27 protein-coding genes and 2 pseudogenes are annotated in these 26,795 nt (G+C 60.4%); 19 read left to right on the forward strand and 10 right to left on the reverse strand.

The annotated features are described in order from the left end of the window. Nucleotides 1-4: 4 nt before the first annotated feature. The 8 genes from GA0061101_RS30535 (at nucleotide 5) to GA0061101_RS30570 (ending at nucleotide 8,548) form a co-directional block, all read left to right on the forward strand. Nucleotides 5-2,461: a conjugal transfer protein TrbE gene (locus tag GA0061101_RS30535; RefSeq protein WP_004119853.1), complete on the forward strand. Its 2,457-nt coding sequence runs from the start codon at nucleotides 5-7 to the stop codon at nucleotides 2,459-2,461. Beyond that, entirely contained in the window at nucleotides 2,433-3,236 is an 804-nt protein-coding gene (trbJ, locus tag GA0061101_RS30540; protein WP_004119852.1) for a P-type conjugative transfer protein TrbJ, read from the forward strand. The genes GA0061101_RS30535 and trbJ overlap by 29 nt, the downstream gene beginning before the upstream one ends. Before the next feature lie 4 nt (nucleotides 3,237-3,240). Further along, entirely contained in the window at nucleotides 3,241-4,419 is a 1,179-nt protein-coding gene (gene trbL / locus GA0061101_RS30545) for a P-type conjugative transfer protein TrbL (protein WP_004119851.1), read from the forward strand. 24 nt (nucleotides 4,420-4,443) lie between these two features. Beyond that, entirely contained in the window at nucleotides 4,444-5,106 is a 663-nt protein-coding gene (locus GA0061101_RS30550) for a conjugal transfer protein TrbF (RefSeq protein WP_004119850.1), read from the forward strand. Between the two features lie 16 nt (nucleotides 5,107-5,122). Beyond that, nucleotides 5,123-5,935, forward strand: a complete 813-nt coding sequence (gene trbG / locus GA0061101_RS30555) for a P-type conjugative transfer protein TrbG (protein WP_004119849.1) — start codon at nucleotides 5,123-5,125, stop codon at nucleotides 5,933-5,935. Between the two features lie 3 nt (nucleotides 5,936-5,938). Continuing rightward, entirely contained in the window at nucleotides 5,939-6,373 is a 435-nt protein-coding gene (gene trbH, locus GA0061101_RS30560; RefSeq protein WP_004119847.1) for a conjugal transfer protein TrbH, read from the forward strand. Nucleotides 6,374-6,383: 10 nt separating this feature from the next. Next, nucleotides 6,384-7,685, forward strand: coding sequence for an IncP-type conjugal transfer protein TrbI (trbI, locus tag GA0061101_RS30565; protein ID WP_004119844.1), 1,302 nt, complete (start codon nucleotides 6,384-6,386; stop codon nucleotides 7,683-7,685). A 158-nt stretch (nucleotides 7,686-7,843) separates the two neighbouring features. Then, a complete protein-coding gene (locus tag GA0061101_RS30570; protein ID WP_004119842.1) occupies nucleotides 7,844-8,548 on the forward strand; it encodes an autoinducer binding domain-containing protein in 705 nt (234 codons plus the stop codon). A gap of 3 nt (nucleotides 8,549-8,551) precedes the next feature. Here the strand turns inward: GA0061101_RS30570 and GA0061101_RS30575 are convergent, their stop codons facing one another. Beyond that, nucleotides 8,552-8,866, reverse strand: coding sequence for a transcriptional repressor TraM (locus GA0061101_RS30575; protein ID WP_004119838.1), 315 nt, complete (start codon nucleotides 8,864-8,866; stop codon nucleotides 8,552-8,554). A 249-nt stretch (nucleotides 8,867-9,115) separates the two neighbouring features. Here GA0061101_RS30575 and GA0061101_RS30580 point away from each other — a divergent pair, with 249 nt between their 5' ends. Next, complete coding sequence (locus GA0061101_RS30580) at nucleotides 9,116-9,352, forward strand: helix-turn-helix domain-containing protein (RefSeq protein ID WP_004119837.1); 237 nt, start codon at nucleotides 9,116-9,118, stop codon at nucleotides 9,350-9,352. A gap of 263 nt (nucleotides 9,353-9,615) precedes the next feature. Here GA0061101_RS30580 and GA0061101_RS30585 read toward each other — a convergent pair whose 3' ends face one another. The 4 genes from GA0061101_RS30585 to traA are packed head-to-tail and all read right to left on the reverse strand — an operon-like array spanning nucleotide 9,616 to nucleotide 15,267. Further along, a complete protein-coding gene (locus GA0061101_RS30585; protein WP_004119835.1) occupies nucleotides 9,616-10,224 on the reverse strand; it encodes a TraH family protein in 609 nt (202 codons plus the stop codon). Between the two features lie 15 nt (nucleotides 10,225-10,239). Then, on the reverse strand, nucleotides 10,240-11,403 hold the full coding sequence (locus GA0061101_RS30590; RefSeq protein WP_004119833.1) for a conjugal transfer protein TraB: 1,164 nt from the start codon (nucleotides 11,401-11,403) through the stop codon (nucleotides 10,240-10,242). Further along, nucleotides 11,393-11,959, reverse strand: coding sequence for a conjugative transfer signal peptidase TraF (gene traF / locus GA0061101_RS30595; protein WP_004119831.1), 567 nt, complete (start codon nucleotides 11,957-11,959; stop codon nucleotides 11,393-11,395). The genes GA0061101_RS30590 and traF overlap by 11 nt, the downstream gene beginning before the upstream one ends. Continuing rightward, the gene (gene traA, locus GA0061101_RS30600; RefSeq protein WP_004119830.1) at nucleotides 11,956-15,267 is read right to left on the reverse strand and encodes a Ti-type conjugative transfer relaxase TraA; all 3,312 of its coding nucleotides are present in this window, start codon (nucleotides 15,265-15,267) and stop codon (nucleotides 11,956-11,958) included. The genes traF and traA overlap by 4 nt, the downstream gene beginning before the upstream one ends. A 256-nt stretch (nucleotides 15,268-15,523) precedes the next feature. Between traA and traC the strand changes: the two genes are divergently transcribed. From traC to GA0061101_RS30620, 4 genes are all read left to right on the forward strand, one after another. Beyond that, entirely contained in the window at nucleotides 15,524-15,820 is a 297-nt protein-coding gene (gene traC, locus GA0061101_RS30605) for a conjugal transfer protein TraC (protein WP_004119828.1), read from the forward strand. Nucleotides 15,821-15,824: 4 nt separating this feature from the next. Then, nucleotides 15,825-16,040 carry a type IV conjugative transfer system coupling protein TraD gene (gene traD, locus GA0061101_RS30610; RefSeq protein WP_004119826.1) on the forward strand — a complete coding sequence of 72 codons (216 nt, stop codon included), beginning with the start codon at nucleotides 15,825-15,827 and terminating at the stop codon, nucleotides 16,038-16,040. Further along, a complete protein-coding gene (traG, locus tag GA0061101_RS30615; RefSeq protein WP_004119814.1) occupies nucleotides 16,033-18,009 on the forward strand; it encodes a Ti-type conjugative transfer system protein TraG in 1,977 nt (658 codons plus the stop codon). The genes traD and traG overlap by 8 nt, the downstream gene beginning before the upstream one ends. 232 nt (nucleotides 18,010-18,241) lie before the next feature. Further along, entirely contained in the window at nucleotides 18,242-18,820 is a 579-nt protein-coding gene (locus GA0061101_RS30620) for a thermonuclease family protein (protein WP_004119813.1), read from the forward strand. A 149-nt stretch (nucleotides 18,821-18,969) separates the two neighbouring features. Here GA0061101_RS30620 and GA0061101_RS39595 read toward each other — a convergent pair whose 3' ends face one another. Next, nucleotides 18,970-19,146: a hypothetical protein gene (locus tag GA0061101_RS39595; protein ID WP_015342042.1), complete on the reverse strand. Its 177-nt coding sequence runs from the start codon at nucleotides 19,144-19,146 to the stop codon at nucleotides 18,970-18,972. Nucleotides 19,147-19,507: 361 nt separating this feature from the next. On the opposite strand from GA0061101_RS39595, the gene GA0061101_RS30625 reads away from it, so the two are divergent. Further along, entirely contained in the window at nucleotides 19,508-19,765 is a 258-nt protein-coding gene (locus GA0061101_RS30625; RefSeq protein WP_004119812.1) for a WGR domain-containing protein, read from the forward strand. Nucleotides 19,766-19,787: 22 nt separating this feature from the next. On the opposite strand, the gene GA0061101_RS30630 is transcribed toward GA0061101_RS30625, so the two are convergent. Continuing rightward, nucleotides 19,788-20,087, reverse strand: a complete 300-nt coding sequence (locus GA0061101_RS30630) for a hypothetical protein (protein ID WP_004119811.1) — start codon at nucleotides 20,085-20,087, stop codon at nucleotides 19,788-19,790. Between the two features lie 179 nt (nucleotides 20,088-20,266). Between GA0061101_RS30630 and GA0061101_RS30635 the strand changes: the two genes are divergently transcribed. The 5 genes and pseudogenes from GA0061101_RS30635 to GA0061101_RS30655 all read left to right on the forward strand — a co-directional run. Beyond that, nucleotides 20,267-20,509, forward strand: a complete 243-nt coding sequence (locus GA0061101_RS30635) for a hypothetical protein (protein WP_004119810.1) — start codon at nucleotides 20,267-20,269, stop codon at nucleotides 20,507-20,509. Then, nucleotides 20,490-21,101, forward strand: a complete 612-nt coding sequence (locus GA0061101_RS30640) for an ATPase (RefSeq protein ID WP_028755140.1) — start codon at nucleotides 20,490-20,492, stop codon at nucleotides 21,099-21,101. Before GA0061101_RS30635 ends, GA0061101_RS30640 begins: the two co-directional genes overlap by 20 nt. Nucleotides 21,102-21,222: 121 nt before the next feature. Continuing rightward, nucleotides 21,223-21,390: pseudogene (locus GA0061101_RS30645) on the forward strand (HU family DNA-binding protein); the annotation flags it as partial. Nucleotides 21,391-22,000: 610 nt separating this feature from the next. Next, entirely contained in the window at nucleotides 22,001-23,521 is a 1,521-nt protein-coding gene (gene ltrA, locus GA0061101_RS30650) for a group II intron reverse transcriptase/maturase (RefSeq protein ID WP_004119807.1), read from the forward strand. A 93-nt stretch (nucleotides 23,522-23,614) separates the two neighbouring features. Beyond that, nucleotides 23,615-23,734 (forward strand): annotated as a pseudogene (locus tag GA0061101_RS30655) (HU family DNA-binding protein); the annotation flags it as partial. A gap of 72 nt (nucleotides 23,735-23,806) precedes the next feature. Here the strand turns inward: GA0061101_RS30655 and GA0061101_RS30660 are convergent. The 3 genes from GA0061101_RS30660 to GA0061101_RS30680 all read right to left on the reverse strand — a co-directional run bounded on the left by GA0061101_RS30660 (nucleotide 23,807) and on the right by GA0061101_RS30680 (nucleotide 26,552). Continuing rightward, nucleotides 23,807-24,115, reverse strand: coding sequence for a DUF736 domain-containing protein (locus GA0061101_RS30660; protein WP_004119799.1), 309 nt, complete (start codon nucleotides 24,113-24,115; stop codon nucleotides 23,807-23,809). A 624-nt stretch (nucleotides 24,116-24,739) separates the two neighbouring features. Further along, nucleotides 24,740-25,663 (reverse strand): ArdC family protein, encoded by a 924-nt coding sequence (locus GA0061101_RS30670; protein WP_028755179.1) that lies wholly within the window; start codon nucleotides 25,661-25,663, stop codon nucleotides 24,740-24,742. Between the two features lie 301 nt (nucleotides 25,664-25,964). After that, complete coding sequence (locus GA0061101_RS30680; RefSeq protein ID WP_004119792.1) at nucleotides 25,965-26,552, reverse strand: hypothetical protein; 588 nt, start codon at nucleotides 26,550-26,552, stop codon at nucleotides 25,965-25,967. Nucleotides 26,553-26,795 lie beyond the last annotated feature (243 nt).

The following is a 26,795-nucleotide window of genomic DNA, read 5'->3' on the forward strand; positions in this document are numbered from 1 at the left end:
ACGCATGGTCGCTCTCAAACGCTTCCGGGCCCCCGACCCATCCTTTGCTGATCTCGTCCCCTATGCCGGCCTCGTCGACAATGGTGTTCTCCTGTTGAAAGACGGAAGCCTGATGGCCGCCTGGTATTTTGCGGGACCAGATTCAGAGAGCGCCACGGCCCTCGATCGCAACGAACTGTCGCGCCATATCAATACAATCCTCTCGCGGCTCGGGAGCGGCTGGATGATCCAGGTCGAGGCAGTTCGCATCCCGACATTCGACTATCCGTCGGATAATCGTTGTCACTTTCCCGATCCTGTAACTCGCGCGATCGACGCCGAGCGGCGGGCGCATTTCGCCCGCGAACAGGGGCATTTCGAGAGTAAACACGCGCTGATCCTGACCTATCGGCCGCTCGAATCCAAAAAAACGGCGCTCAGCAAATACATCTACTCGGACGAGGTGAGCCGCAAGAAGACCTATGCCGACACGGTGCTGTTCATTTTCAAGAACGCGGTCCGCGAGATCGAGCAGTATTTCGCCAATACGCTTTCGATCCGTCGCATGGAAACGCGGGAGGCTCTCGAGAGGGGAGGGGCGCGGGTTGCCCGCTACGACGAACTGCTCCAATTCGTTCGCTTCTGCATCACTGGTGACAACCATCCGATCCGGCTGCCGGATGTGCCCATGTTTCTCGACTGGATCGCGACCGCCGAGCTTGAACATGGGCTGACCTCAAAGGTTGAAAGCCGCTTCCTCGGTGTCGTCGCGATCGACGGCCTGCCGGCCGAGAGCTGGCCGGGGATCCTCAACAGCCTCGATCTCATGCCGCTAACCTACCGCTGGTCGTCGCGCTTCATTTTTCTCGACGCGCAGGAGGCCAGACAAAAACTGGAGCGGACCCGCAAGAAATGGCAGCAGAAGGTGCGCCCATTCTTCGACCAGCTTTTTCAGACGCAGAGCCGTTCGCTTGATCAGGACGCCATGAACATGGTCGCCGAGACAGAAGAGGCTATCGCCCAGGCTTCGTCGCAGTTGGTCGCATACGGCTATTACACGCCCGTCATCGTTCTCTTCGATCACGATCGTGAAGGACTGCAGGAAAAGGCAGAGTCCATCCGCAGACTTATTCAGGCGGAGGGCTTCGGGGCGCGCATCGAAACGCTCAACGCCACCGATGCCTACCTCGGCAGCCTACCGGGCAATTGGTATTGCAACATCCGCGAACCGCTGATCAATACCAGCAACCTTGCCGATCTCATTCCGCTCAACTCTGTCTGGTCGGGCTCCCCTGTCGCGCCGTGCCCGTTCTACCCGCCGAATTCACCGCCACTGATGCAGGTGGCGAGCGGGTCGACGCCGTTCCGGCTGAACCTACATGTCGACGACGTCGGTCACACACTCATTTTTGGGCCGACCGGTTCGGGCAAGTCGACGCTGCTTGCACTAATCGCCGCGCAGTTCCGGCGCTATGAACGCGCCCAGATCTTCGCCTTTGACAAGGGGAACTCTCTCCTTCCGCTGACCCTTGCCACCGGAGGTGATCACTATGAGATCGGTGGCGACGCTCAAGAAGAGGCGAAGGCGCTGGCCTTCTGCCCGCTGTCGGACCTCTCCAGCGACAGTGATCGCGCATGGGCCGCGGAATGGATCGAGATGTTGATCGCGCTGCAGGGCGTGACCATCACCCCGGACCACCGCAATGCGGTCTCTCGCCAGATTGGCTTGATGGCCAGTGCAGCGGGCCGATCTCTCTCGGACTTTGTAAGCGGCGTACAGATGCGCGAGATCAAGGACGCGCTCCATCACTACACCGTCGATGGTCCCATGGGCCAGCTTCTCGATGCTGAGAAAGACGGACTGTTGCTTGGCTCATTCCAGACCTTTGAGATCGAAGAGTTGATGAACATGGGCGAGCGGAACCTCGTACCTGTTCTCACCTATCTGTTCCGCCGCATCGAAAAGCGCCTCGATGGCTCACCGAGCCTCATCGTCCTAGACGAAGCCTGGCTGATGCTCGGCCATCCGGTCTTCAGGAGCAAGATCCGAGAGTGGCTGAAGGTGCTGCGCAAGGCGAACTGCGCGGTGGTATTGGCCACGCAATCCATTTCCGATGCTGAGCGTTCCGGCATCATCGACGTGTTGAAGGAATCCTGCCCCACGAAAATTTGCCTGCCGAACGGCGCCGCAAGTGAGCCTGGGACCCGCGAGTTCTATGAGCGGATTGGCTTCAACGAGAGACAGATCGAGATCGTTTCGAATGCGATTCCTAAGCGAGAATATTACGTCGCAACGTCCGAAGGCAGGCGGCTCTTCGACATGTCGCTCGGCCCCGTGGCGCTCAGTTTCGTTGGCGCATCCGGCAAGGAAGACCTGAAGCGCATCCGCACGCTCAGTTCCAAACACGGCCGCGACTGGCCGATCCACTGGCTACGAACGAGAGGAGTTCAGGATGCCGCAGCGCTGCTCAACCTCGAATAAATTGCTCACTGGCCTGGCGGCTGTCGCATTGATGGCCGGCACTGTCGTGCCCGCAAATGCTGGAACTGCCACGGGTGCCGCCACCGAGTGGACGCAGGTCCTCAATAATGGCGAGCTGGTCGCTTTGGTCGGGAAGTCCGGCGAGCAGATCCAGAACCAGCTCACCCAGATCAGCCAGCTCGCACAACAGATCGAAACGCAGCTGAATATCTACCAAAACCTCCTCCAGAACACGGCGACGCTTCCGTCGCATATGTGGGGGCAGGTCGAAAGCGATCTCAACCAGCTGCGCAGCATCGTCGACCAGGGCCAGAGCATCTCGTTTTCCATGGGCAATGCGGATGATGTGTTGCAACAACGTTTTCAGAGCTACTCAAGCCTTAAAACCAACCTGCCAGACAATTCGTCGTTTTCTACCACCTATCAGTCCTGGTCCGATACGAACCGGGACACGATCGCCAGCACGCTGAAGGCGGCGAGTCTGACGGCCGAGCAATTCGATAGCGAGGAAGGCACGATGTCCTCGCTGCGGTCCATGTCCGAGACCGCCGACGGGCAGATGAAAGCCCTGCAGGTCGGGCATGAGATCGCCGCGCAACAGGTCGCCCAGATTCAGAAGCTTCGCGGCCTCGTCTCGCAGCAAATGACGATGATGGGCACCTGGCTCCAGACCGAACAGACCGACAAGGACCTTGCGCAGGCGCGGCGTGAGAAATTCTTCAGCGGGACTGCCCCTTCCACCTCCGGCGGCGAAAAGATGAAAGTCGAGTGGTAAGCACATGACAACAATATGTCTTCGGCGGCTCCGCACCGCGATGGTGATTGCCACCTTCTGCATGCTGGCAGCACAGCCGGCAGTCGCCCAAGAAGGTTCAGTGCTGACCTCATTACAGAGCCAGATCACCACGGCCGCAAAGGGGTGGGAAACTACTGTCATGGATGCGGCGAAATCCTTGTTCTGGATCCTCGCGACAATCGAGATTGGCATCGCCGCCGTCTGGCTCGCATTGCAGGCAGCTTCGCTAGACAGCTGGTTTGCCGAGCTTGTCCGGCGGATCATATTCGTCGGCTTTTTTGCCTTCGTTTTGGGACAGGGGCCGGCCTTTGCGAAGGCAGTGGTGGATAGTTTGTTTGAGATTGGGGCTGGAGGCGGCACGGCCTCCCCAGCAGACGTCTTCAATGCTGGACTCGCCGTCGCAACGAAGATGTCGGAAAAGATACAGTTCGGTCTTTTTGAGGACAACGCGTTGGCGATCTCGGCTGCTTTTGCAATGGTCGTCGTCGTCATCTCATTCTCGCTTGTCGCCGCGATTTTCGTGTCGGTCATGGTTGAGATGTATATCGGCCTTCTTGCCGGTATGATCATGCTGGGGCTTGGCGGCTCGTCCTATACAAAGGATTTCGCGGTCCGATATTTGGTCTACGCCTTCTCGGTCGGAATGAAACTCATGGCGCTCGTCATGATCTCGCGTATCGGATCAGAGGTGCTGATCGGGTTGGCAGACCAGCCCGACATTGGCGACCAGTTCCAGACTGCGCTTGCGATCGCTGGTATCGCTGTCGTGGTCTTCATTATCGCCATCTACGTCCCGAACATCATGCAGGGTGTTGTTCAGGGCGCGTCCGTCTCGGGCGGAATGGAGGCAATAAGGCACGGTGGTCAGGCCGCATCGTTTGCGACAGGAGCAGGGTTCCTCGCGGCGGGCGCTGCCGGGGCGGGATTTGCGGCGGCTCAAACCGCGCGCGCCGCGGGGTCATCCGTCGCAGGCGCAATGCTGCGGGGTTTCGGCGCAGGGATCGGCTCGGCAGGAAAAGCGGCGGGCTCGGCTACCAAGGAGAAGGCCATCGGCTCTCCCGGTGCCTACGCCGGGTCTATCCTAGGCCTTGCTAACGCCAAGCTGGATCAGGCGCGCAGTGGGCACAGCGGACCAAAGCCACTTCCCGAACTTAAAGACTAATAGCAATCAGAAAGTGATCGATCGATGGCAGCGAAACGCGCTCCCGAAAACCCGTATCTTGCCGCGCGCCAGGAATGGAATGAGCGATACGGCTCCTATGTGCAGGCCGCGGCCGCATGGCGCATCGTCGGCATACTGGGTCTGACCATGGCCGTGATCGGCTTCGGGTACGCGATATACCTAAGCACGCAGGTGAAGCTGGTGCCTTATATCGTCCAGGTCGACAAGCTCGGCACCTCGGTCACCTCAGGGTTCCCCGAGCAGATCGAATACGCGGATGTGCGGGTGGTGCGCGCCACGCTTGGCAACTTCGTAACGAGCTTCCGCAGCGTCACACCGGATGCCGTAGTGCAAAAGCAATATATCGATCGAACCTATGCGCTTCTGCGAGCTTCCGATCCCTCGACCCAGAAGATCAATGACTGGTTCCGCAGCAATTCGCCGTTCGAAAAGGCGAAGTCGTCGACGATCGCCATCGAGGTCAACAACATAGTGGCGCTCTCCAATCAGACTTATCAGATCGACTGGACCGAATACGAACGGGACCGGAAGGGCAAGGAAACCGGGACGCGCCGGTTCCGCGGAATCGCGACGGTTGCGCTTACCGCGCCGCAGGACGAGGCGACCATCCGCCTCAATCCGATCGGCCTCTACGTTAGGGATTTTGACTGGACGGCACAGCTTTGAGGGCAGGGGATTTGACATGCACAGAACAGCACTAATTGCAGCCACCGGCTGCTTGGCGGGACTCGTCTTTGTGGGCGGCGCTGAGGCGCAGACCATGACGGCAAATGAGGTGAATGGCACGACCATTTCCAGGAAATGGCGCGTCGCGCCCGGACTGGTGACGGCAGGCTCCGATGGCAAGGTCACCTTTCTCTTCGGCGAAACCCAGCCGTCCGTTGTCTGCTCGCCCTTGCAGGTCTGCGATATCGAACTCCAGAGCGGCGAGATCGTCCGCGATGTTCTCGTTGGAGATACTGTTCGCTGGAAGGTGGAGCCTGCCACCTCCGGTGCAATCGGCGGCCAAGCGATCCATCTGATCGTCAAGCCGTCGGAAGTAGGTCTTGTCACCTCGATGGTGGTCACGACGTCGCGACGCACCTATTACATCCAGCTCAAGTCACATCCGAGCCAGTACATGGCACGCGTCGGCTTCGAATATCCGGAGGACGTCTCGACCAAGCTCGCCGACATCAATTCCCGGCTCGAGACCGGCGGCATTCCCGGGGCGGCACCCGACAAACTGAACTTCTCATATTCCGTGAGTGGCTCGGCACCTTGGAAGCCGACGCGGGTCTATTCGGATGGCGTGAAAACCTACATCCAGTTTTCGAAGTCGATCTCAGGTCAGGATGCACCGGTGCTGGTCGTGATCCACGGCGGCCAGAGCCGCATCGTCAATTACCGAATGAAGAACGACTTGATGATCGTCGATTATGCCGTCGACGAGGCGATCCTCGTCTCCGGCGTCGGCTGGCGCCAGCAGAAGATTACCATTCGGCGAGGAGGCTAAGCTATGCACAAGCTTCTCGTCATCATCATCAGCGGCTTTCTCACCGCATGCCAAACTGCTGGGGATGGGTCTGACGCCAGGTCAAACGCCGCGCCGGTCTCCGGGCCCGCCGCAAGTGCCATCGCCGCCGACATGGCAAGCCGGCTCGCCGAGCAGATCAGTCCCGTGAGGTCGACGACAATCAAGATGGAAAGGGACACATCGGAGTTTGCGGCGGCACTCGAGGCGGCCCTCAAGGGCTCTGGCTACACCGTTCTAACCGACGGCAAAGTTGGAAAGGACGTGAAACCGGTCGAGCTCACTTACGCGATCGATGGCACTCAAGATCAGGTGCTCGCGCGGCTGTCAACACCGTCCATTACCCTTGGCCGCGCATACAAAGCAACGGCCGCCGGTGCGACGCCGGCAAGTCCGCTCTCCATCATGCAGCGTAATTGAGGGGAAAGGTATGATCCAATCGCTCCAGCTCGGCCCTTCAAAGCAAGCCGACGATCCGAAAGGAATGCGCCGCCTCAATCGGCTGCCAATTATTACCGCAACCGTCCTCATCGCGCTATTCTTCGGCGTGGTCGTGATCGGCCTATCGTGGCGAGGACTTCCCTTCAACTGGAGCTACGATATCGACAGCAACTTGAATACACCGGCGACGAACTTCGGTGACCAGCTCAAGCGCGGCATCAGTGACGGCATCATCGGCGAGCCAGGTGAGCGCGAAGTGCTCCAGCCAACACCCACCGTCGAGCAGAAGGTGGAGAAGGGAGCACCTGTTATAGACCGCCGGCCTACGGAACGGCAAGAAAGAGGCCCGCAGCTCGAATCAGAGGAGGAATGGCGAGCCCGCCTAAAGCGGGAGCAGGATGAACAATATATCCGTGAAGCTCAGCGCCAGCGGATGGCTCACCTGCAGGCGCGGGCAACCGCTTTGGACTCGCCTTTGAAGGTGGATATTTCTGATGTCGAGAAGGCCGCTAAAAGTTCCACAGACGCCGGTCGTCAGACTGCGACGACGACAGCCAACAATGCTTCTGATCTCTACACCGCCGCATCGAAATCCGGGCTGACGGCCCAGAACGTCGACCCGAATGCCCAAAGTTCGAAGGAGGATTTCTTCAATCAGGACATCAAGGATCTTGGCTATTTGCCGAATAAGGTCGTGCCGCAGATGTCGCCGTATGAGCTGAAGCGCGGCTCGGTCATTCCAGCCACGTTGATCACAGGTCTCAACTCAGACCTTCCGGGCCGGATCATCGGGCAGATCAGCCAGAATGTCTATGATAGCGCCACCGGCTACCGGCTCCTGATCCCGCAGGGAGCCAAGTTGTTCGGCCGTTACGATTCCAAGGTTTCCTTTGGCCAGGACCGCGTGCTCGTCGTCTGGACCGATCTGATCTTCCCGAATGGCTCGACGCTGCAAATCGGCGGCATGGCTGGGACCGATGGGGCAGGTTATGGCGGGTTCAAGGATAAGGTCGATCGGCATCTCTGGCGCACGTGGAGTTCGGCAGCACTTGTCGCGATACTCGGAACCGGCATCGACATGTCGATGCCCGAAAGCACGACGCTTGCCACCCAGGACACGGCCTCCGATGCCGCCAGACGGAATTTTGCGGACACCTTCGGTCGCGTTGCCGAGCAGACGATCTCGAAAAACTTGAACGTTCAGCCGACAATCCAAATCCGGCCGGGATACGAGTTCAATGTCTTGGTCGATCAGGATATCGTCTTCCCCTCTACGTACAGCAGTCAGTGATACAGCATCAGAAGAGATCTTTGTTTAACTTCATCTCTTGGTCAGAAGGTTTGATTGCGAAATAGAGGTGAATAGACGTTTGCGCGGGTGAGCGCAGATCTGTATCACTTCCGAAGGAGCGGGGGCGCCTTCACGTACAACAGAAAGGAGACAGGTCTGTGGATCCAGCCTTAAGCGCTCTCATTGACATGGTTGAAGCCTCATACGATGAACGGATGATCAAACGCGGGCTCAAAGGGTTCGTTCATTCGTGCGGATTTCAATTCTTTGCATATCTGCAAACGGAAGGCCTTAGCGCCCGCGCGCTCAGTTCCTATCCCGAGAAATGGCAGAAAATTTACCTAAGCAACCAATATTCTCGGGTGGATCCGGTCGTTACGGAAGCCAAACGCCGGATGGAGATGTTTTCCTGGGCGATCGATGACTGGCCGTCTCGTGGGAGCTCTGAGTTCAATCGTTTTCGGGATGAAGCGGTAGAACATGGCATTCGCAGTGGGGTGACGGTTCCCGTTCAAGGCAGTTTCGGCTCGATCATTATGCTGACATTCGCGTCCTCGGGGCATAAAGCTGATATTTCAAAATGTCAAAAGCAACTAAACCCGCTTCAGGCGGTGTTGGCAATTCACTATCGCCTGAAGATCATAGCTGCGTCGACGATCGTCGCACCCAGCCGGCTGCTTTCACCAAAGGAAGCGATGTGTCTTACGTGGGCGGCAAAGGGTAAAAAGGCTTGGGAGATTGCCATTTTAATGGGAATTACCCAACGAACAGTGCAACACCATTTCGATCGCGCACGCAAAAAGCTGAATGCCGCGACGATCCCTCAGCTCGTGGCAATCGCGAAGGACCGCGGTTTGGTTTAACCATCATTCGTTGTTTTCGGAGGGCACATCGGGAACATAACCAAGCGCATCGACGATTTCCGAGAGTTCTTCCTGCTGCGCTTCTGACTTCTTTTGACGATCGAGATACTCATCTTGCAGGCTCTTGAGCACGTCCCTGGAAGTCGAGGCGTTGGCGGTTGCAAGAGTCCACGTTTCGTAGACAGCTTCATCCGCGGCTAGAAGTCGGCGGTGCTCGCGGATCGCAGAAATTGCTAACGCTTTCAAATCGGCTTCTCGCATCGCTTTATAACGAGACTCTCTTTTGCCGCTTGTCTCGAATGAGACCTCGTTGTCCATCCGCTTCTCCTCTTACCTCGTTTGCGACCCGGCAAGGATCGAGACCTTCCGGTAGCGTATACGCTTTGCAGAATAGATCCCATCCTTCAGTAAGATGGGTGGCTACAAACTCGACAATTCATTGCTCGCAAGAAGAGGGCATCAGTGAACGCCTAATCACCCTGATTCGTATGAACATTCCATATCCGGAATACGGCTGTAGAGAATACTCCGTGGAGAAATACTCTGCAAGCCGCTGCTCTCTCCAGCATGGAGATTCGAGAGGTGTTTGCACGGAATCTGAAAGCCGCGCGTCAAGCCAAAGGCCTGTCGCAAGAAGAGCTCGCGTTTGAGGCAGGCATCGATCGAACTTATATCAGTTCTTTGGAGCGCAGTGTCTATAATGCAAGCATCGACGTTGTCGATCGCCTGGCGACGGTCTTAGGTGTTGAGGCGTCTGAACTGCTGAAACGTCGGCCTGAGACAAAAATTGAGCCACTGAGATGACGGGTACAGGGCTGGGAACCGAAAACAAGGCAAACAAGGACGCAATGCTCAGCGCGTCCTCAACCCCGAATGTCCGACAGGCTCTGGAGGAATTGCTATGCGGCCATAAAAGGTCATGCCATCCGGCGAACGTTCCGCGGTACCCTTTTTCGCCTGTGGCGTTGGCACTTTGGAATTGCCCTTCAACTTTTCGACGAGGATGATTATGCATGCCGGGGATGTTCCATCCGTCGCGCCGTTTCCGACGTAAGAAACTCGAGTGCTTATTTGCCTCCGATCCTCGAAAGATCGATCCGAATTCCGGCTTGGCCAATAACCTCATTCACCTTCGTCCGCATCTCGGGAGTGGTCGCGGTGGCTGGCGGTTCATCGACGGACCGCGCTTCGCTTTGCCGAGGCAATTCGATGGAGGCTCCTGGATCCTGCGCTTGAAACACACCGACGCCCTCGAACTCGCCGGCTTTCCACGCATAGAGCGCATCCTCGAAAATCTGGCGGAAGACGTCATCGCTCTTCGGATCGCCGTACCATTTGGCAACAATGCGCAGGACCTTGGCGAACATCGCCGTTCCCTTGCGCAGGTTCTGGCAAGCATCGACCAAATCCGTTTTGAGATCGGCCAGGTCCTTGACGCCCACACCGGCTGGAAACTGCGTCAGACCGACACGAACGACAGCGTTGCCGGCATATTGGCGCACGATGTCCATCGCCTCGTCGGGTGATCTGGCCTTGGGCACCAGGATCAACCGCCCTCCCGAGCGCACGGTCACCGCAAGGGGATCGGCAGAGCCCGCCGCCGCGACGAACTGCTCGACGATCGCGGGTTTCAGTGAAGGGTCGGCGCAGTCTTTGATAAGGGCGGCGTCGAGCATGGGACCTCCTCGGCATCAGGTGTTGAAAGAAAAAACGACTGGCCTGGAAAACAGCTTTGCCCAGGCGGCGGTGCTGGCGCGCTGGATGGCGACAATGGACGTGCCTTTGGTCCACCAGCCGTTGCCGACCGCAACGATCACGTCCGGACTGCCGAGCATCGATTGCAAGACCGGCCAGACGAGCAGTTGCTCGTAGCAGATCAGCACCGCCACCCGCCCGGAGCCGAGCGCGACGACAGGATTTGCAAAGATGTGCGCTTGCGCTCCGGCGTTGCCGCCGAAGAGCGGCTGCCAGGGCTGCCACATCGAGCCCGGAACCGGCATCCGTTCCCGGTAGAGGATCCGACTGCTATCTGCGGAGATTGCAACCACCACATTGTCGTATCCGGCCGCGTTAACGACTGCCGCGCCCGCGAGAACGGTCGTGTCATGCCCTGATAGCGCGCGGATCCAAAGCCGTTCGACCGTCGGCGTCCAGAAGCCCAACGTACTTTCAGGAAGGATGACGGTTCGAACACCGTCGGTCCCTCGTTCAAGCACCGTTGCAATTAGATCACGGTGGCGGGCCATGCTGGTGTCCCGCCCGACCGACGCACCCAATTCGAGATCGACGCCCCGCCAGGCTTCCGGTAGCTTCGGGTCCGTCCACGAAGCGGCGGACCAAAGCCAGAAGCCTATAAGGCCCATGGCGACAGTTGGGCAGAGGCGGGAAACGAGGCCCGCCAAGCCGGCTGTCGTGACGGCCAGTCCCCACCATCCCCATCCCGGAAACAACACGCCTGCGGCCGTGATGGGATGCGCCCAGCCGGTAATGCCGAAAGGGGGAACCACCATCAGTACGGCCGCCAGGACGTAGCGGCCCGGACGAAGGCCAACCTCCTTCGTCCACAGGAGCGCATGCGCCGCGACAAAGCTGGCCGAGGCAGCCAGCCACAGCAGCAGGCCCGGCCAGATATCCGCAGCATAGAAGGTGGCCACGCCTTGCGGCAGGCCGCGCGACGCCGACAGGAAATATGCTGCGGAAACCAAGGTTGCCGTCTTTTTCGTTCTCGACAGCGACCAGAGGACGGGAAAGCCGAGCGCCACCGGCAACAACAGCACGTGGCCGCTCCATGCCACCGATCCGACGCCGACCGAGGCGATGATAAGCAGCGTTGGCCAAACCCAGTCATGGCGCATAGGTCAGCACCTCACGCGCCAGACCGAGAATGCCGGATGTCGGCACAGGCCCGAAATAACGGGAGTCGAACGAGCCGGCGAAGGCCGAATGCAGGAAGACCTCACCGCCCGGTACCACGCCGCCCGAAAACCGTGTCAGCGGCCGACCTTCTCCGTCTTTTTCGGCGACAGTGGAAGCACGAACCAGGCGCCCATCGACCGTCACCTCGTTGGCGATCTCGACGCGCTGGCCGGCGACCGCGACCACCGACTTGATGAGCGGCGCGAGATGACCGGGGCAAAGTCCGGAGCGGAGATAGCCGCGCGCCCTCGCTTCGTGCATGGCGGCTGTGTCCGGTGGGCAGATGAACACCAGGTCGTCCACACCAGGCGAACGGTCGAGCGGGACAATCTGCCAGAGGCCAAGTGGCTCGCTCGGCGTAAGATTGATGCGATAGCTGCCTAATAGACCGGCCAGTCCGATCACTGCGATGGCGGCAGCAGAAACCGATGAAGTGACGGCAGCTTGTTTTCGCTGCGCCATGGCTCGCTCGCGTGTTCGACCCGGACGCGTCATTTGAGCGAGAGCCCCTGGCTCTTCGTTTGCCGCAGCGTCTCGGCCTGCTTCAACGCCTCGGTCGTGCGCTCATGCGCGGAAAGTTGCTGCACCGTTCGCATCGTGCTCCAGGCCGATTGCACTTCCGCCTTCTGCCCGGCAGACATGCTCGAGGTCACCGACTGGAAGGTCTGACCTGTCATGTCTTTGGCGGCGAGCGGTAGGAAGGTGCGTTCCCCGAAACGTTCCGATACGGCTCTCGCAAAACCTTCGAGTTCGGCTTTCACCATTTTGTCGGCGAGCGCGTTTTCGAGTCCTGCGGGAAGGTCGTTGCGATCGATGGCGTCACGGACGCGTTCGAGCGTCTGCTTTGCCGCCGGCGACAGCGCCGGGATGTCGAGAGAGATCTTCATGCGGACGGCGCGCTCCTCGGCGTCATATTTGTGTTCCGCCTCCGTGCGCTGCCGCAGATAGCGTTCCAGGTTTCGGGCAAGCGCCGGCGCATTGGTGACGGCCCTCTCATGGGCCTGCTTGTCGGCGCGGCCGGCAAGGATCCCGGTCTTGCCTTTCAGCGCACCAAAGGTCTCCGGCTCGGAACCGATCTTGGTGATCGTCGATTTCGCCGCCGCTTCGTTTCTCAGCATCGCATCGACGTTGACAGCCTTGAACGCGTCTTCCGGCTGAGCGTAGACGAGATGGAAGCGCGCTGAGACTTCCTCCCATTGCTTCTTCAAGCCGGCGTCCGCTGCAAGCAGGTCCTCGACGACCTGTTCCAGCGATTTTGGGAACGTGGTGATGCCCGATACCATGGGTTTTGCCTCCTGCATGCTGTGCGATTGACTGGTCTTGGCCGCGCCGGCGGACAGACCAAGCCTGCGGGCGATTGCCGCCAGACGAGCGCCAAGCGCGGCGAGCTTCGACTTTTGCCGGACGGTCCATTCGATCCGGTCGCGAACGACAGTGCGTGCGACGTTAACGAGGTGAAGGCCACGGGCGTCGGCGAAGCGAAGGGCTTGGGCGTAGAAGCGGCCACTCGCATAATCGAGCGTCGTTTCCTTGGCTTGTCTGCGCGACAGGATCGGGATCAGGCCGCCTGCCTTGGCGAAAGATCGGCGGCCGTGGTAGAGACCGAAGTCCTCTCGGTGACGGGTCATGGCCACGTAAGTGAGATGGCGGTCGAGAGAGAGGGAAGCCAGCACCTTCACCCTATCGACGGTGGCACCCTGGCTCTTATGGATCGTGGTGGCATAGCCGTGATCGAGATTGGCGTAGAAGCGTTGTTCGACCGTGACCTGGCGGCGGTGTTCGCCGTCTCCGACTTCCGCGACAATACGCCCGGGCGTCGCGTCCACGACCTTCGCCAGCATACCGTTCTTGACGCCGAGCGAGCCCTCGTTCTTCAGGAACACGATCTGGTCGCCGGCCGCGAATTTTCGGTGCCCGTCTTCGGTCCGGAAGGCGAAACCGTCGGCGACGAGACCGCGTTCGACGAGCTTTGCGCGAGCCATGCCGTTGAGCATGCGCACGTCTCTTCGCAAGTGCGCAAGAATGAGGCTCGACCTTTGCGGATCGTAGTCGCGGTTCCAATCGGCAATCAGCGCCTGCACGGCATCGGCCTTGAGATCGGCTCCGCTGACGCGGCCCTGGGCGCGATAGGCTTCGACGGCTCTGCCGATATTGCCGCGGGCCAGATCGAGCGACGCCTCGCGCATCCACTGTTCACGCTGGCGGTAGATGTTTTCGAGTTCGCCATAGCCGATGCGGTCGGCAATGGCGCGGAAGGCAGCGCCGGCTTCGATCGGCTGGAGCTGTTCCGGATCTCCGACAAGCACGAGTTTGGCGCCGGCCTTGGTCGCCGCTTCGACAAACAGCGCCATCTGCCGCGACGACACCATGCCCGCTTCGTCGAGAACGAATACGGTTTTGTCGTCCAGCTGATTGCGGCCTTGGTTCCAGCGCAGTTCCCATGATGACAGCGTGCGGGAGAGAATGCCGGCTTCCTTCTCCAGGCCCTCGGCGGCCTTGCCCGCAAGCGCCCCGCCGACGACGCGATAACCGGCCGCTTCCCAGGCTTCGCGCGCCGCCTTCATCATCGTCGTCTTGCCGGCGCCTGCACGTCCGATCACCGCAGCGATGCGCTCGCCGCCGGTAACATGTGCGATCGCCGTCTTCTGCTCGTCCGCCAGGCGCAGGTGGCGGGCGAAGGTGGCTTCGCGCACAGCGTCCGCAACGCCGTGAGAAGAGCGTTGAGCCAGCCAGATCGCCCGGTTGGCCATCTCTGCTTCCAGCCGGACGAGGTCCCGCGTCGTGTATTTCGTCGGCACGCGTAGGCCGCCTGAAAACTCGATCCGCTCGCGTTCGAGCCGGAGCGTTTCGGGGCTCTGCAGGATCCTTGCCATCAGACTTTGGAAGAGGCCAGCGTCGTCTATGTAGCGGTGGAGGATCTTGGCAACGTCGCGTTCGTCGAAGACGCTCTTCTCCCGCGTGATCAGGTCGAGCACGAGCTCGGGACGGCGCTGAATGCGGCGGGCGTTTTCGGCCCGGCGCTCCTCCTGCAGCTCCAACCGCTCCAGCGAAGGGGCCCGCTCGGCTTCCGCCGACTTGCGCTCGATCGCCTTGGCGCCGACACCGAGGTGGATGGTTGGCGTCAGATTGATCCCCTGCTTCTCGAAGGAATGGCCGTCGACGCGGAGATCGAGGCCGGCGCGCGCCAGGTGCCGGTTCTGACAGGCGAACCAGCCGTCACGAAAGGCATTGAAATCGTCGAGGCTGCCGGCCCAGAGCTCGTAGACGATCTTGCCGGCATCGTTGCGCACTGGCTTGCCGCCAGGGCCGGTCACTGCAACCTTCTTGGCGCCGAACCCGTCTTCGGTCAGCGGCCGGAGCGTCGTCATCAGGTGCACATGCGGATTGCCGGGTGCATCGTGATAGACCCAGTCGGCGATCATGCCCTTCGACGTGATGTGACGCTCGATAAAATCCCGCACCAGTTCGATGTTCTGCTCGCTTGAGAGCTCCATCGGCAGCGCAACGGTCACATCCTTTGCAAGCTGGGCATCGACGCGTTTCTCGAAGATTTCGACACTGTTCCAGAACGCTTCCGACGCGCCGGAGACGGATCGGTCGGCAATCATCGTCCGCAGCCATGACGGCGCATCGGCAGGGATGACGAACTCCTCGTGCAGCAAGCCCTGCTTGCGGGTGTAGTCGATCGTGCGGGCCTCCCGCTCGTACTCCATCTTGGCGCAATGCCGATAGGCCGCCGACAGCACAGCGCTGCGGCCGGAGCCGCGGGCGACGATGCTGACGGAGAAATGAGGAACGGCCACGGCGGAATTCTCTCCCGATTCCGAGCAAAATCAACATGTTCGCCAGCGAGATCGGCTCCGCCAGGCGCTCTCAAAAGAACGTCGCGCCAGCGACGTATAATTGCGCCCTTCGGATGCCGCTCTTGTCGAGCGGCCGGGATCATCCACGAAAGCATCGCCCTTGGCGATTGTAGGATTCACAGTAGTGCGTTCCGCACCGACATCCGGAAGATGGGGTCCGAAAGACAAGCTTTCGCACCCAAGGAGACATCCGGACATGAAGAAACCATCCTCGAAAATCCGCGACGAAATCGCCAGGCTCCAGGAGCAATTGAAGCTCGCCGAGACCCGGGAGGCCGAGCGCATCGGCCGGATCGCGCTTAAAGCCGGGCTCGGTGAGATCGAGATCGACGAGGGTGAACTGCAGGCAGCATTCGAGGATCTGGCGAAACGCTTTCGCGGAGGCAAGGTCCGTTCGACCGGAGGGAAGGGGGCAAGCGGCGCAGGCGAGGGCAGCGCGCCCGCCGCGCAGAACCCGCCTGGTACGGCTGAGGGCAGGACTGGCGAGGCTTGAGCGGATGCGAAGATCCACGACATCAGATGCCCGCAAGAAGGACACGCGCGAAAAGATCGAGCTCGGCGGCCTGATCATCAAGGCGGGGCTGCGCTACGAGAAGCGCGCGCTGCTGCTCGGGCTCCTCATCGATGCCGCCGCGCGCCTGAAGGGAGACGCACAGGAGCGCTCACGGCTCGCCGCACTCGGTGCTGAAGCGTTCGGAGAGAGAGATGACTAGGATCCTGCTGTTCGTAGCGCCATGCGCGTTGATGATGCTGATGGCCATCGGCATGACCGGGACCGAACTGTGGCTATCCCACTTCGGCAAGAGCGATGCCGCCCGGCAGATGCTCGGCCGTGCCGGCATCGCTCTGCCCTATGTCGCCGCGTCCGTCGTCGGCATCATCTTTCTGTTTGCGAGCGCAGGCTCCGCGCGGATCAGGACGGCAGGATGGGGCGTTGTCACGGGCGCGACAGCGACGCTCGTCCTAGCGGTCCTGCGCGAGGCATCGAGGCTCTCCGCGTATCTCGAACAAGTCCCGGCCGGCAAAACCGTCTTCAACTATCTCGATCCCGCGACGGCGATCGGGGCTGCTGCCGTGCTGATGTCGGCGCTGTTCGGCATGCGTGTGGCGATTGCCGGCAACGCGACATTCGCGAGGGCCGAACCGAAGCGCATCGTTGGGAAACGGGCGCTGCACGGCGAGGCCGACTGGATGAAACTATCGCAAGCCGAAAAGCTGTTTGCCGAGAGCGGCGGCATCGTCATCGGCGAGCGCTACCGGGTCGACCGGGATAGCATCGCGGCACCATCGTTTCGCGCCGACAGCGCCGCGAGCTGGGGAGCGGGCGGCAAGTCGCCGCTGCTTTGCTTCGACGGCTCGTTCGGCTCGTCGCACGGCATCGTGTTCGCCGGATCCGGCGGCTTCAAGACGACATCGGTCACGATCCCGACGGCGCTCAAGTGGGGTGGCGCGCTCGTTGTCCTCGATCCTTCGAACGAGGTTGCGCCAATGGTGTTGAAGCACCGTGGCGACGCCAACCGCGACGTCTTCGTGCTCGATCCGAAACACTCGGAAATCGGCTTCAACGCGCTCGACTGGATCGGCCGGTTCGGGGGAACGAAAGAGGAGGATATCGCCTCCGTCGCATCGTGGATCATGAGCGACAGCGGTGGCGCGCGTGGGGTCCGTGACGACTTCTTCCGCGCCTCGGCCTTGCAGTTGCTGACGGCTCTCATTGCCGACGTTTGCCTCTCAGGCCACACGACGGAAAACGACCAGACACTCCGGCAAGTACGCAAGAACCTGTCCGAGCCAGAGCCCCAACTGCGCCAGCGGCTGCATGAAATCTACGACGATTCGAATTCGGATTTCGTCAAGGAGAATGTCGCAGCCTTCGTCAACATGACGCCGGAAACCTTCTCGGGCGTATATGCCAACGCGGTCAAGGAAACGCACTGGCTGTCCTATCCGAACTACGCCGCGCTGGTCTCGGGAACTTCCTTTTCGACGAGCGATCTGGCGGACGGAAAGACGGATGTCTTCATCAACATCGATCTCAAGACGCTGGAGACGCATGCGGGCCTGGCGCGCGTCATCATCGGCGCGTTTCTGAACGCGATCTACAACCGCAACGGAGAGATGCAGGGAAGGGCACTGTTCCTTCTCGATGAGGTGGCGCGCCTCGGCTACATGCGCATCCTGGAGACCGCGCGCGACGCCGGCCGTAAGTATGGAATCACGCTGACCATGATCTACCAGTCGATCGGCCAGATGCGCGAGACCTATGGCGGCCGCGATGCGGCGAGCAAATGGTTCGAGAGCGCAAGCTGGATTTCATTCGCCGCGATCAACGATCCCGAGACTGCCGACTACATCTCACGCCGCTGCGGCATGACGACCGTCGAGATCGATCAGGTCAGCCGCAGTGTCCAATCGAAAGGATCGTCGCGCACGCGGTCGAAGCAACTCGCCGCCAGGCCGCTGATCCAGCCGCACGAGGTGCTGCGCATGCGGGCCGACGAGCAGATCGTCTTCACCGCCGGAAACGCGCCGCTCAGATGCGGACGCGCGATCTGGTTTCGGCGTGACGATATGAAGGGGTGCGTGGGCGCGAGAGCGTTTTCGAAAGCAGCGAACCCCGCAGAGAATTCGCCCGATCGGCCGGCGCGCAGCGCAGCGAGCAAGGCCGATCGAGAACAATGAAGAGTATCGGAGAAATCAGCGTGGGCGTCCGCCGAAGGGCGGGATTTCTGGAATTCTCGTCGTGCAAGGAGCGGGAAAAAGCGCAGCCGCAGGAGCCTCAACATAGTGGCCCACACCGGGGAGGCGGGACCGACTGCGCCCGCTCCTAAACTCCATCTGAGGCCGGCTTGTTCGTAAAGACAGAAGAAACCGGGCTCGACGTAGATTGATGCGAACAGCAGAGGACAGGCACGTGGCGAAATCGAATGTGGTGCCGTTGAGACCGCGGCGCAAATCCGGCCGCGGGAGCGATCGATATCGGCCGCAGCGAAAATTCCGAACTGGACAGAACGGCCCGCGCAAGTCGCTGATGGCGGTCATCTCAGCCATCATCATTGGAGCAGGCGGATGGTTTGCGTTTGCCGGCGCCGGCGATCTTTCTGGCATCTTAGCTTTGGCCAAGGCGCCGACAACGGATACGTCGCAGGCCACGTTTTCGTTGTGCGGCGAGAGCGTGCGAATGAACTGCGTCGTCGATGGCGACACTTTCTGGTTTGGGGGAGAAAAAATCCGCATCGCTGACATCGACACGCCGGAGCTCAGCCCACCGCGCTGCGAGGCGGAACGGATCAAGGGCGAGGCAGCGAAAGCGCGCCTGCTGGCGCTTCTGAACGCCGGCAAGTTCTCGTTGTCAGTAGGCTTGCGGGACGAGGACAAGTATGGCCGAAAACTCCGGACCGTTACACGGGAAGGGCGCTCGCTCGGCGACCGCCTCATCGATGAAGGTCTTGCCCGGCGCTGGGACGGCGCAAGACATGGATGGTGCGGGTGAGGGGCTGCGAGAGGATCGCACCTGGATGGGCGGAGACCGTTTTCGGGCACCGTGAGCATCGCGAATAGAGCCGTGCGCCGCAGGCGTCTCGCCCAAGAACCGTCGGCTTTGCACGACCGAGGCCCGATATCCATCTGTTGATAGTCACGTTAGCGCGCTCGTGACCCGCGATAGTAAAAGCGCTCGACCAGCGCAGCACCCAGAACCGGCAGCAGCGCCAAGACCGCAAGCTGGAACATCCCATCAAGGCCGAAGAGAATGGACACAGCGACCGCGACGATGGCGCCCAACAATGCGCCGATGACATAGGGAAGATAGCCTTTCATGTGACATCCTCATGCTATTTTCGAAATTTATGATCTTCTCGGAGGTGAAATCCCGGCGAAGTGAGAAACCTGCGCCAGCGCACGCCTAAAAAAAGCGAAGCTCCCTGAAATTAAACCTCTATCATCTGATGTCGGCGGCAGTCGAAGACGCTCATTGTGCCAAGCCCAGCCTCGAAAGGAAATCCCGCGGAATTGGTTTAAGTTCCTTATCGATGGTCGCCATCCGCACGGACCGTCATCAGGCAAATTCGAGCAAGGCCATCGTGTCCGGTCGCAGGTCATCAGCGATATGAATCGATCCTTGCCGACCGATTCATAAGTCTCGTTGGACGCGATTCCCGGCATAGGCGATTCTTGTCTCATGATCGCGCAACCGTACCATCTTTATGTCGAACGCTCTGACGCCGCCAGAAACATGGCGCGCTACTACGCCATGTCGATCGAGCCCAACCTGTTCGGGGATGTCTGCCTGCTCCGGAAATGGGGCCGCATCGGCACGAAGGGTCAGATGATGGTCCACCATTTCGGGCGGGAAGAGGAAGCAGTCGAACTGTTTCTCGACCTGCTGCGGCAGAAACGAAAGCGCGGCTATCGTCCACGCACCTCCGTGCCAACATGAGAATGGCCCGCCGAAGCGGGCCTCATCGGCGCCTGTTCCAGTCGGTCTCGAAGGACATCTCGATCTCGACGAAGAACGGGATCTTGACGCCGAACATATTCCGGTTCCGTATCGCACCGAAAAAGCCGGCGGCAGGCTCGATGTCTGTCGTCGGCTTGCCTATCTGGCCAGTCGGCCCCGCCTCACGGTGGGGCGTTTCCGGCTCAGTCCCGGTTGGTGATGAAAATTTCGAAGCGCCGTTGCGGGTAGCGAGCGAGGCGCAGCCGGTCCGCGTCAGACGTGCCCCATCGAGGCGCCCCTGGAGCCACGAATAACCAGACAAAGGGACATGACAGTGGCGGCCCACGCCTGGTAGATTTCGCAATGCGATTCGGCTGCTTCGCCTTCAACGTGAAGCCGTTCGCTCTCATAGCAAGGCTCGCACACCCTCCAGTCAAAAGCCAACAGGCTCTTTTCGGGTGGGAAAATGATTGCTATATTTGCGGAAAGGTTGGAGCAGACATGGCCAAAGTCGTCGTCAAAAAATTTGGAAGTGCCAAAGTCGGCGTACGCGATACCGCGGTCACGCAGAAACGCGTGCGTGACGCAGGTACCGGGCAGTTTCTGACTGTTCGGACGATCGACGCGCAGAGCAAGACGCTCGGAAAAGATCTGAGCTACGTGTTCAGCAAGAATGTCGCCAAGGCGCGTCGCGAGAACAAGGCTGTAACTGGCGTCCTTGATCGTGCTCCCATCGAAGATTGAGCAGCCAGTCTTCCTGATCATCGCCGGGCCAAATGGCTCTGGGAAAAGCAGCGTGTACGAGAATGCCGACCTTGAAATGGAAGGTCGCTCAGTCTGGATCGTAAATCCGGATCTACTGGCTGCCAGAATCAGCAAAGTCGAGTCCAGACCGCCGCTGGAAGCCAACCTAACCGCGGTTCAACGGATCGAGTCTTGGCTTGAAGCGTCGATCAACGTCCACAAAACAATCGGCGTCGAAACAGTCCTGTCGACAGAGAAGTATCGACGTCTCGTGGTAGCGGCGAAGGCGCTCGGATTCGCGGTCTGGTTCTTATATGTCGTCGTCGATAGCCCCGAGCGCTCGATCGAGCGGATCAAGTTGCGCGTAGCCAAAGGCGGACATCCGGTACCCGACGAAAAAGTCCGCCAGCGGTACCAACGGTCCCTTGAGCAATTTCCCTGGTTTCTGGAACAAGCCGACAAGGCCTGGATCTGGGACAACAGCGGCGCAAAGCCGAAAACGATCGGCGAGAAGTCTGATGGGGTCATTGAACTCGACGTGCACGCTCTGGAGGTCGTTGCCAAAGCGGTTCGGTCCATCGCAACCGAATAAGGAGTCGTGATTCCGCACTTTCTGTGGAGAACCGTCGATTGTCTGGCCTCCAGATAGGTGTTTGCGTGACAGGCTGCGGCTCCGGTGGAAATGATTTCCTTCTTGAAACGAGGAGAAATCGATGACCACGACAAATGAAATCGCTGACAAGATCGCGTCAGACCACGGCCTGACGAAGGTGCAGGGAAAGGCGATCGTCGAAGCTGTATTTGCGGCGATCACGGCCGCTGCCACCTCCGGCGCCGAGACGTTCATTCCCGGCTTCGGGAAATTCAAGGTGAGTGCGACGTGAAAGTCGCCTAAGTAATTGTTTGTACGGGATTTATATTCCGGGACAAACCTGATGTTCCGTCATCAGTAGCCTACCGGCACATGCGGGACTGGTAACGGTCCGGTTTGAAGCTGCCGGGACAATGTAGCCGGGCCTTCGGGCCATGCCGATGTCGTGAGGCTGAGGCATCTTCTGCGAGCATCAATGCGGATGGGGCGCTAGGCTGGGTGGTATGATCAATGCAAATGAACTGCTGATAAACGTCGTGAAATTTGACAAGCCAAAGATGCTGACAGGCTTGAACCAAAAGGTGTGCGGTCGGATGCTTCTCTTCACTTTGGAGGCACACGGACGAAGGACCGCCGGCGGATAGGCAGGGTCTAACCCGCCCGCGTTATTTAGGTGAAACACGGTAAACCCGCATCGTCGCCCGGCAATGGGCAGGCCGACCGCAAGGAAAGTTGTTGGCGGTGCGGGCAGAGGATGTCGGAGAAAGCGAACGCCGGACTGTAATGGTTTGGACAGGGGTTGCGGCTCGCCAACATCACCCCGCCCGAAAGGGAGCAGACTTCCGACGGGTCTCCCGTCGCGAGAGAATGTGCAGAACCCTCGGCAGGAGGACAGGCAAATGACGGTCACAACAGTGACTGGTGCGGCCTCCCGCGAAGCGGCGAGCTGGGGCCAGATTGACTGGCGCAAGGCTTACCAACACGTGCGACGGCTGCAGATGCGTATTGCGAAGGCAGTTAAGGAAGGTCGCTGGGGCAAGGTGAAAGCCTTGCAACGGCTGCTGACCCACTCGTTCAGCGGCAAGGCGCTTGCGGTGAAACGGGTTACTGGAAATCAGGGAAAGAGAACACCCGGAGTGGACCGGATCATCTGGGACACACCGGATAAGTGCGTCAGAGGATTATTGTCGCTCAAACGGCGTGGGTATCATCCTTTGCCGTTGAGGCGGGTATATATCCCGAAAGCAAACAGCAAGAAACTGCGTCCGCTCGGTATTCCGACGATGAAGGACAGGGCCATGCAGGCACTTCACCTGCTCGCTCTGCTACCTGTCGCGGAAACGACGGCAGACCCTAATTCGTACGGTTTTCGACCGTATCGAGCAACCCGTGATGCGGCCCGGCAGTGCTTTATCGCGCTGCGCGGGCGCGGCACGGCGGAATGGGTCTTGGATGCGGACATTGCTGGCTGCTTCGACGAAATCAGCAAGGACTGGCTCATCGCCAACATCCCCATGGACAAGGTGGTGCTCCGGAAGTGGCTGGACTCCGGTTACATAAAGGACGGTGACTGGCACGCGACGAAAGCGGGAACTCCGCAAGGGGGAATAATCTCGCCCACGCTCGCCAACATGGCCTTGGACGGAATGGAAAAGATGTTACGGGACTTCTACGGCCCAAGACGTCGCAACAGCCTGACCAAGGTCCACTTGATACGTTACGCCGATGACTTCGTCGTCACAGGTGCTTCAAAAGAAGTGCTGGAGGAGGCGAAATCTATGGTCGAGGAATTTCTGTCAGAACGGGGCCTGTCTCTGTCTGAAGAAAAGACTCGCATCGTGCGGGTCGAGGAAGGTTTCGACTTCCTCGGCTGGAACGTGCGCAGATATGATGGGCATACCCACATCAAACCCGCCAAGAAGAACGTGGTGGCGTTTATGCGCAAGATCCGAACTATCACCAAGGGTGCCGCCGATGTGAAGCAGGAGTATCTGATAATGTCGCTAAACCCGGTCATAAGGGGATGGACCAATTATCATCACAACCAGGTGGCGAAGGAGACCTTTCGCAAGGTCGATCATCTCATCTGGAAATGTCTCTGGCAGTGGGCCTGTCGTAGACACCCGGACAAGCCGCTTCGCTGGGTGAAGTATCGTTACTTCGCTCGGGAAGGTACACGAGACTGGGTATTCCGCACCGGGATGAAGGATAAGGCAGGAAACTTCAAGTTCATCCGCCTCATCCACGCATCCGACGTACCGATACGTCGCCACTGCAAAATCCGCGCCGAAGCGAATCCTTTCGATCCCATGTGGGACAGCTACTTCGCCGGAAGGCGCGGTCTGCCGTCGGAAGTTACGGATCGGCCCGGTGATTCCACATCTCATACCGATGCACAGGAACTGGCGGCTCTGGTCTAACAGGGCTTGGCGGAGGCTTGAGCTGTATGCTGGGAAACTCGCACGTACAGTTCTTAGGGAGGAGCGGCCCGGCAACGGGTCGTTCCTACCCGACAGCATACCCCGGAGCGCGAAGGCCGCAATCCGTCGACCGGTGCGGCGATCAAGGTTGCTGCGGCAAGAAAGCTGGGCTTCCAGCCTGCCAAGGCTCTGAAGGACGCCTTGAACACGTAAGGGTTTGCGGACCGCTGAGCCGGCCTTTAACCGAGAGATCGACGGCCCCGCTTTAGCGGGGCCGTCTGCGTGTCAGTCCCGGTTAGGGCGGGACCAGATCAGCTGGTAGCCCTCTTCGCCCTCGACCTCTGTGAGCGTCGCGTAGATCGGGGCAGGGAAGCTCGGATCGTCGAGCTTGACCGAGAGGTAGTCGCGGTCCTGCTCGGAGCGCTTCTGCCAGGCCGCGCCCAGCTCGACATTGCCTGCGTAGATGCGGAAGTGCGGGCCCTTGTCGGAGGGGTTTTCGATGCGGGCGATGCGGGCCTTGACGTTGAGGGCGAGCGTGCGGATCGATCCGTTGAAGCCGGTTTCGGAGGTGGTGAAGGTGCCGATGGTTGCCATTGTCGTATTCCTTTGCTGTCTCGGGCCGCGCCCATCGCGGCCTCGATGGCTGTCGCAAGGATCGGGGACGATCGGTCCGCACCCGTAGGGCCGAAATGAAATGGCGGGCGGCCAGGAGAAGCTTTGTTGCTCCGCGAGGAATGAGCGCATCGCGCTCAGCGGAAGAAAGTTTCGCAAGGCCGTTGCGGGAAGACGATCGAGGCGAAGCCGGTCTTCGATCAGACATGCCTCATCGAGCCCGCGAAGGACGTGGCTTGCTGCAGTGCTCGAAGGGATATGGCAATGGCAGCCCGTCCCCGGTGCCTGCCCGGACGCTACAACGATCAGTCCGCTGTCTTGTCCACATGCCTAGCCCAAACCTCGCAGAACCACCCAGCGTGAGGGCGTTGCATTGCCCGCTCCGCGCTATCGCGGCGCCTCGCGAACCGTCGCCTGAGGATCTATACGTCAGCAGACAAAGCCGTTTATCGTCGAAATCAAGCCGTCCCGGAAGCTCAAGCCGATCGACCGGACAACCTCGATCTGGGGCAAACTGGACCTCGCGGCTGATCGTGACGCGCCCCCCGACCGACGGGCAAGAGTTGCCGACCGCTGGCGAGGCCAACGACCGGCGCTGACAAGTCTTCACGCGACGAGCCGCTCGTCGGCTGCGGCGAGCTGCAGCGAATGCAGGAACGCTACGGCCCGTTGCGCATGCGCCGACGCCTGGAATATCGCCCGTCTGTCGTCGGTCAGGACCTTAAGCCAGGAGTCGAGGTAGGAGGCGTGATCGGGGCGGGGCTCGAGCTCGGGAACAATCCCGAGATCGGCGCAAAGGAAGCAGCTACCGAGCTCCGCTATCAGTTCCTCGCGGGCTCGCTCGGATTTGTCCTTGGCATAGCGGCTGAGGTCGCGAGCGAGGCGGTGGGCCGGCGCCGTCCAGTGCGTGACCTCGTGGCTTAAAGTCGCGTAGTAGCTTGCCGCATCCTTGAAGCTCTCAAATGGTGGCATCTGGATGAGATCGGCGGCAGGCGCAAAGAAGGCCTGGTTGCCGCCATGGCGGATTGCAGCGCCGGTGTCGCGGAAGAACCGATCGGCATGCCCAACCCGTTCAACCGGATCGAGAACCGGTGCCGGCCGGTGATGATACTGGTCGGGAAGTCCGTCGATCTGTTCGACGTTGAAGACGCTGTAGGCTTTCAGGAAAGGGATCTCCCGCTCGACCTCGCCGCCGTTCCCGTCGGTTTCGGACTTGGTGAATCGGCTTGCGAAGACGACGGTCGTGCCGGTCTCGCCCTTGCGCACTGCGCCGCTCAGTTCCAGGGCCTGCTTGAACGTCATCCATGTGGATGACGTATAACCCCGTGTGATACCCTCCGACCATAAAAGCAGCACGTTGACGCCAGAATAGGGTTGCCCGTTGTAACGCAGCGGGCGGGTAATGTGGCCTGCCGTGTTCGCCGAATTCCATGGTTTCATCCAGGGCCGCACGCCTTTCGCCAGGTCTTCGATGATCCTGTCGGTGATGCGGCTGTAGAGATCGCCCCGCTGATTTTCTGTCTTGCTCATATCCAAACCTCCGTTTCAAGGCCGCGCCCGTCGCCGCCCGTTACGGAGGGCGAAAGCAGGAGCAGATCAGCCGGTGGATGCACCGGAACAGCCGCAACGCAGTGGAGGACGGCGAAGCCGTTGCATCCGCCGGCGGCTCCTGCAGACCCGACGAAGGAACGGGCGGCGACGGGCGTGCCATCGGCTTCATTTCTTTTTCCTTGCTGGCCGGGTTCGCAAAACGACAACAGGCCGGTCCCGCCATGGAACCGGCCGGCTCGAGTTGATGGAAAAGGCGGGGCCGGAACCCCGCCGGAAGTGGCTAGTCGAAGGCGGAGATCTGCGCTTCGGCAGCCTTGCGGTCGAGCGCGCGGCCCGGTTGTTCGACGGGACGGTCGAACGGTTTCCAGCTCTCGCCGATCACCTGGACATAGGCGGCGACGGCGCCTTCCGCCGCCATTCTGAGCGAATGGGCCTGTATGCCCATGTCGGCGGCAAATTCGCGCTTACGCTGGGCGGCGCTGTCATAGCCGACGGGACCGTCGAGGTCCTCGTCCCGGGCATCGTTGGCGGCCTTGGCCGTGGCATCGCGTGCCTCGGTGACCGCGCGGCTGTAGAACTGGCCGGCGCCATGGGCGGAGCCGACGTAGGCGCCGACGATCCGTTGCAGGTGGATCTGCATGGCCTTGTCGCCAAGGCCGTCGCCGAGCGCGTCGGCTGTCTCCGTGACGAGCCGCTCGTGCAGGTCGCGGATGCCGTCGCTGTCGATGACGGCGGTTCCGAAACTCTCGGCGATCTTCAGCGCCTGCATGGCGTCGGGGCAAGTCAGCCGAACCATGTCGACGGTGGCGCCTTTGCGCAGTTGCACGACACGCGTGGATTGCCGGGATGAGGGAGTGGACTTGGCCATGGTCGTTTCCTTTCGAGGTCGTCCGAAGCGGCTCCGGCCCCATGCCGGCTTGCCCTTCGGTGCGGTCACCCCGGACCGGCGGAAAGACGGGCGCCTCAAGGTCCGGCCCCTCCTGGACGAGCGGAGCCGGTTTGCGTGCGAAGAGGGCAACCTGTCCTCGATAAAGCACGCAAGCCTGCTCCGTGAAGGACGGCGGGGTCCGGCCGCTCCGCGGCGCGATAGCGGCCTGGAAGCGCACGGCCG

Origin of the sequence: Martinezella lusitana, assembly GCF_900094565.1 — a bacterium.
Classification (GTDB): domain Bacteria; phylum Pseudomonadota; class Alphaproteobacteria; order Rhizobiales; family Rhizobiaceae; genus Rhizobium; species Rhizobium lusitanum.

Excerpts from the sequence above, each read along its gene's own strand:
- trbI (WP_004119844.1), top strand. The coding sequence starts at position 6,384 with ATGATCCAATCGCTCCAGCTCGGCCCTTCAAAGCAAGCCGACGATCCG.
- GA0061101_RS39595 (WP_015342042.1), bottom strand. The coding sequence starts at position 19,146 with ATGAAAGGCTATCTTCCCTATGTCATCGGCGCATTGTTGGGCGCCATC.
- ltrA (WP_004119807.1), top strand. The coding sequence starts at position 22,001 with ATGACGGTCACAACAGTGACTGGTGCGGCCTCCCGCGAAGCGGCGAGC.
- GA0061101_RS30660 (WP_004119799.1), bottom strand. The coding sequence starts at position 24,115 with ATGGCAACCATCGGCACCTTCACCACCTCCGAAACCGGCTTCAACGGA.
- trbJ (WP_004119852.1), top strand. The coding sequence starts at position 2,433 with ATGCCGCAGCGCTGCTCAACCTCGAATAAATTGCTCACTGGCCTGGCG.
- GA0061101_RS30550 (WP_004119850.1), top strand. The coding sequence starts at position 4,444 with ATGGCAGCGAAACGCGCTCCCGAAAACCCGTATCTTGCCGCGCGCCAG.
- traD (WP_004119826.1), top strand. The coding sequence starts at position 15,825 with ATGCGAAGATCCACGACATCAGATGCCCGCAAGAAGGACACGCGCGAA.
- traC (WP_004119828.1), top strand. The coding sequence starts at position 15,524 with ATGAAGAAACCATCCTCGAAAATCCGCGACGAAATCGCCAGGCTCCAG.
- GA0061101_RS30625 (WP_004119812.1), top strand. The coding sequence starts at position 19,508 with ATGATCGCGCAACCGTACCATCTTTATGTCGAACGCTCTGACGCCGCC.
- trbG (WP_004119849.1), top strand. The coding sequence starts at position 5,123 with ATGCACAGAACAGCACTAATTGCAGCCACCGGCTGCTTGGCGGGACTC.
- traF (WP_004119831.1), bottom strand. The coding sequence starts at position 11,959 with ATGACGCGTCCGGGTCGAACACGCGAGCGAGCCATGGCGCAGCGAAAA.
- GA0061101_RS30535 (WP_004119853.1), top strand. The coding sequence starts at position 5 with ATGGTCGCTCTCAAACGCTTCCGGGCCCCCGACCCATCCTTTGCTGAT.
- trbL (WP_004119851.1), top strand. The coding sequence starts at position 3,241 with ATGACAACAATATGTCTTCGGCGGCTCCGCACCGCGATGGTGATTGCC.
- GA0061101_RS30580 (WP_004119837.1), top strand. The coding sequence starts at position 9,116 with ATGGAGATTCGAGAGGTGTTTGCACGGAATCTGAAAGCCGCGCGTCAA.
- GA0061101_RS30590 (WP_004119833.1), bottom strand. The coding sequence starts at position 11,403 with ATGCGCCATGACTGGGTTTGGCCAACGCTGCTTATCATCGCCTCGGTC.
- traG (WP_004119814.1), top strand. The coding sequence starts at position 16,033 with ATGACTAGGATCCTGCTGTTCGTAGCGCCATGCGCGTTGATGATGCTG.
- GA0061101_RS30635 (WP_004119810.1), top strand. The coding sequence starts at position 20,267 with ATGGCCAAAGTCGTCGTCAAAAAATTTGGAAGTGCCAAAGTCGGCGTA.
- GA0061101_RS30670 (WP_028755179.1), bottom strand. The coding sequence starts at position 25,663 with ATGAGCAAGACAGAAAATCAGCGGGGCGATCTCTACAGCCGCATCACC.
- GA0061101_RS30680 (WP_004119792.1), bottom strand. The coding sequence starts at position 26,552 with ATGGCCAAGTCCACTCCCTCATCCCGGCAATCCACGCGTGTCGTGCAA.
- GA0061101_RS30575 (WP_004119838.1), bottom strand. The coding sequence starts at position 8,866 with ATGGACAACGAGGTCTCATTCGAGACAAGCGGCAAAAGAGAGTCTCGT.
- GA0061101_RS30585 (WP_004119835.1), bottom strand. The coding sequence starts at position 10,224 with ATGCTCGACGCCGCCCTTATCAAAGACTGCGCCGACCCTTCACTGAAA.
- trbH (WP_004119847.1), top strand. The coding sequence starts at position 5,939 with ATGCACAAGCTTCTCGTCATCATCATCAGCGGCTTTCTCACCGCATGC.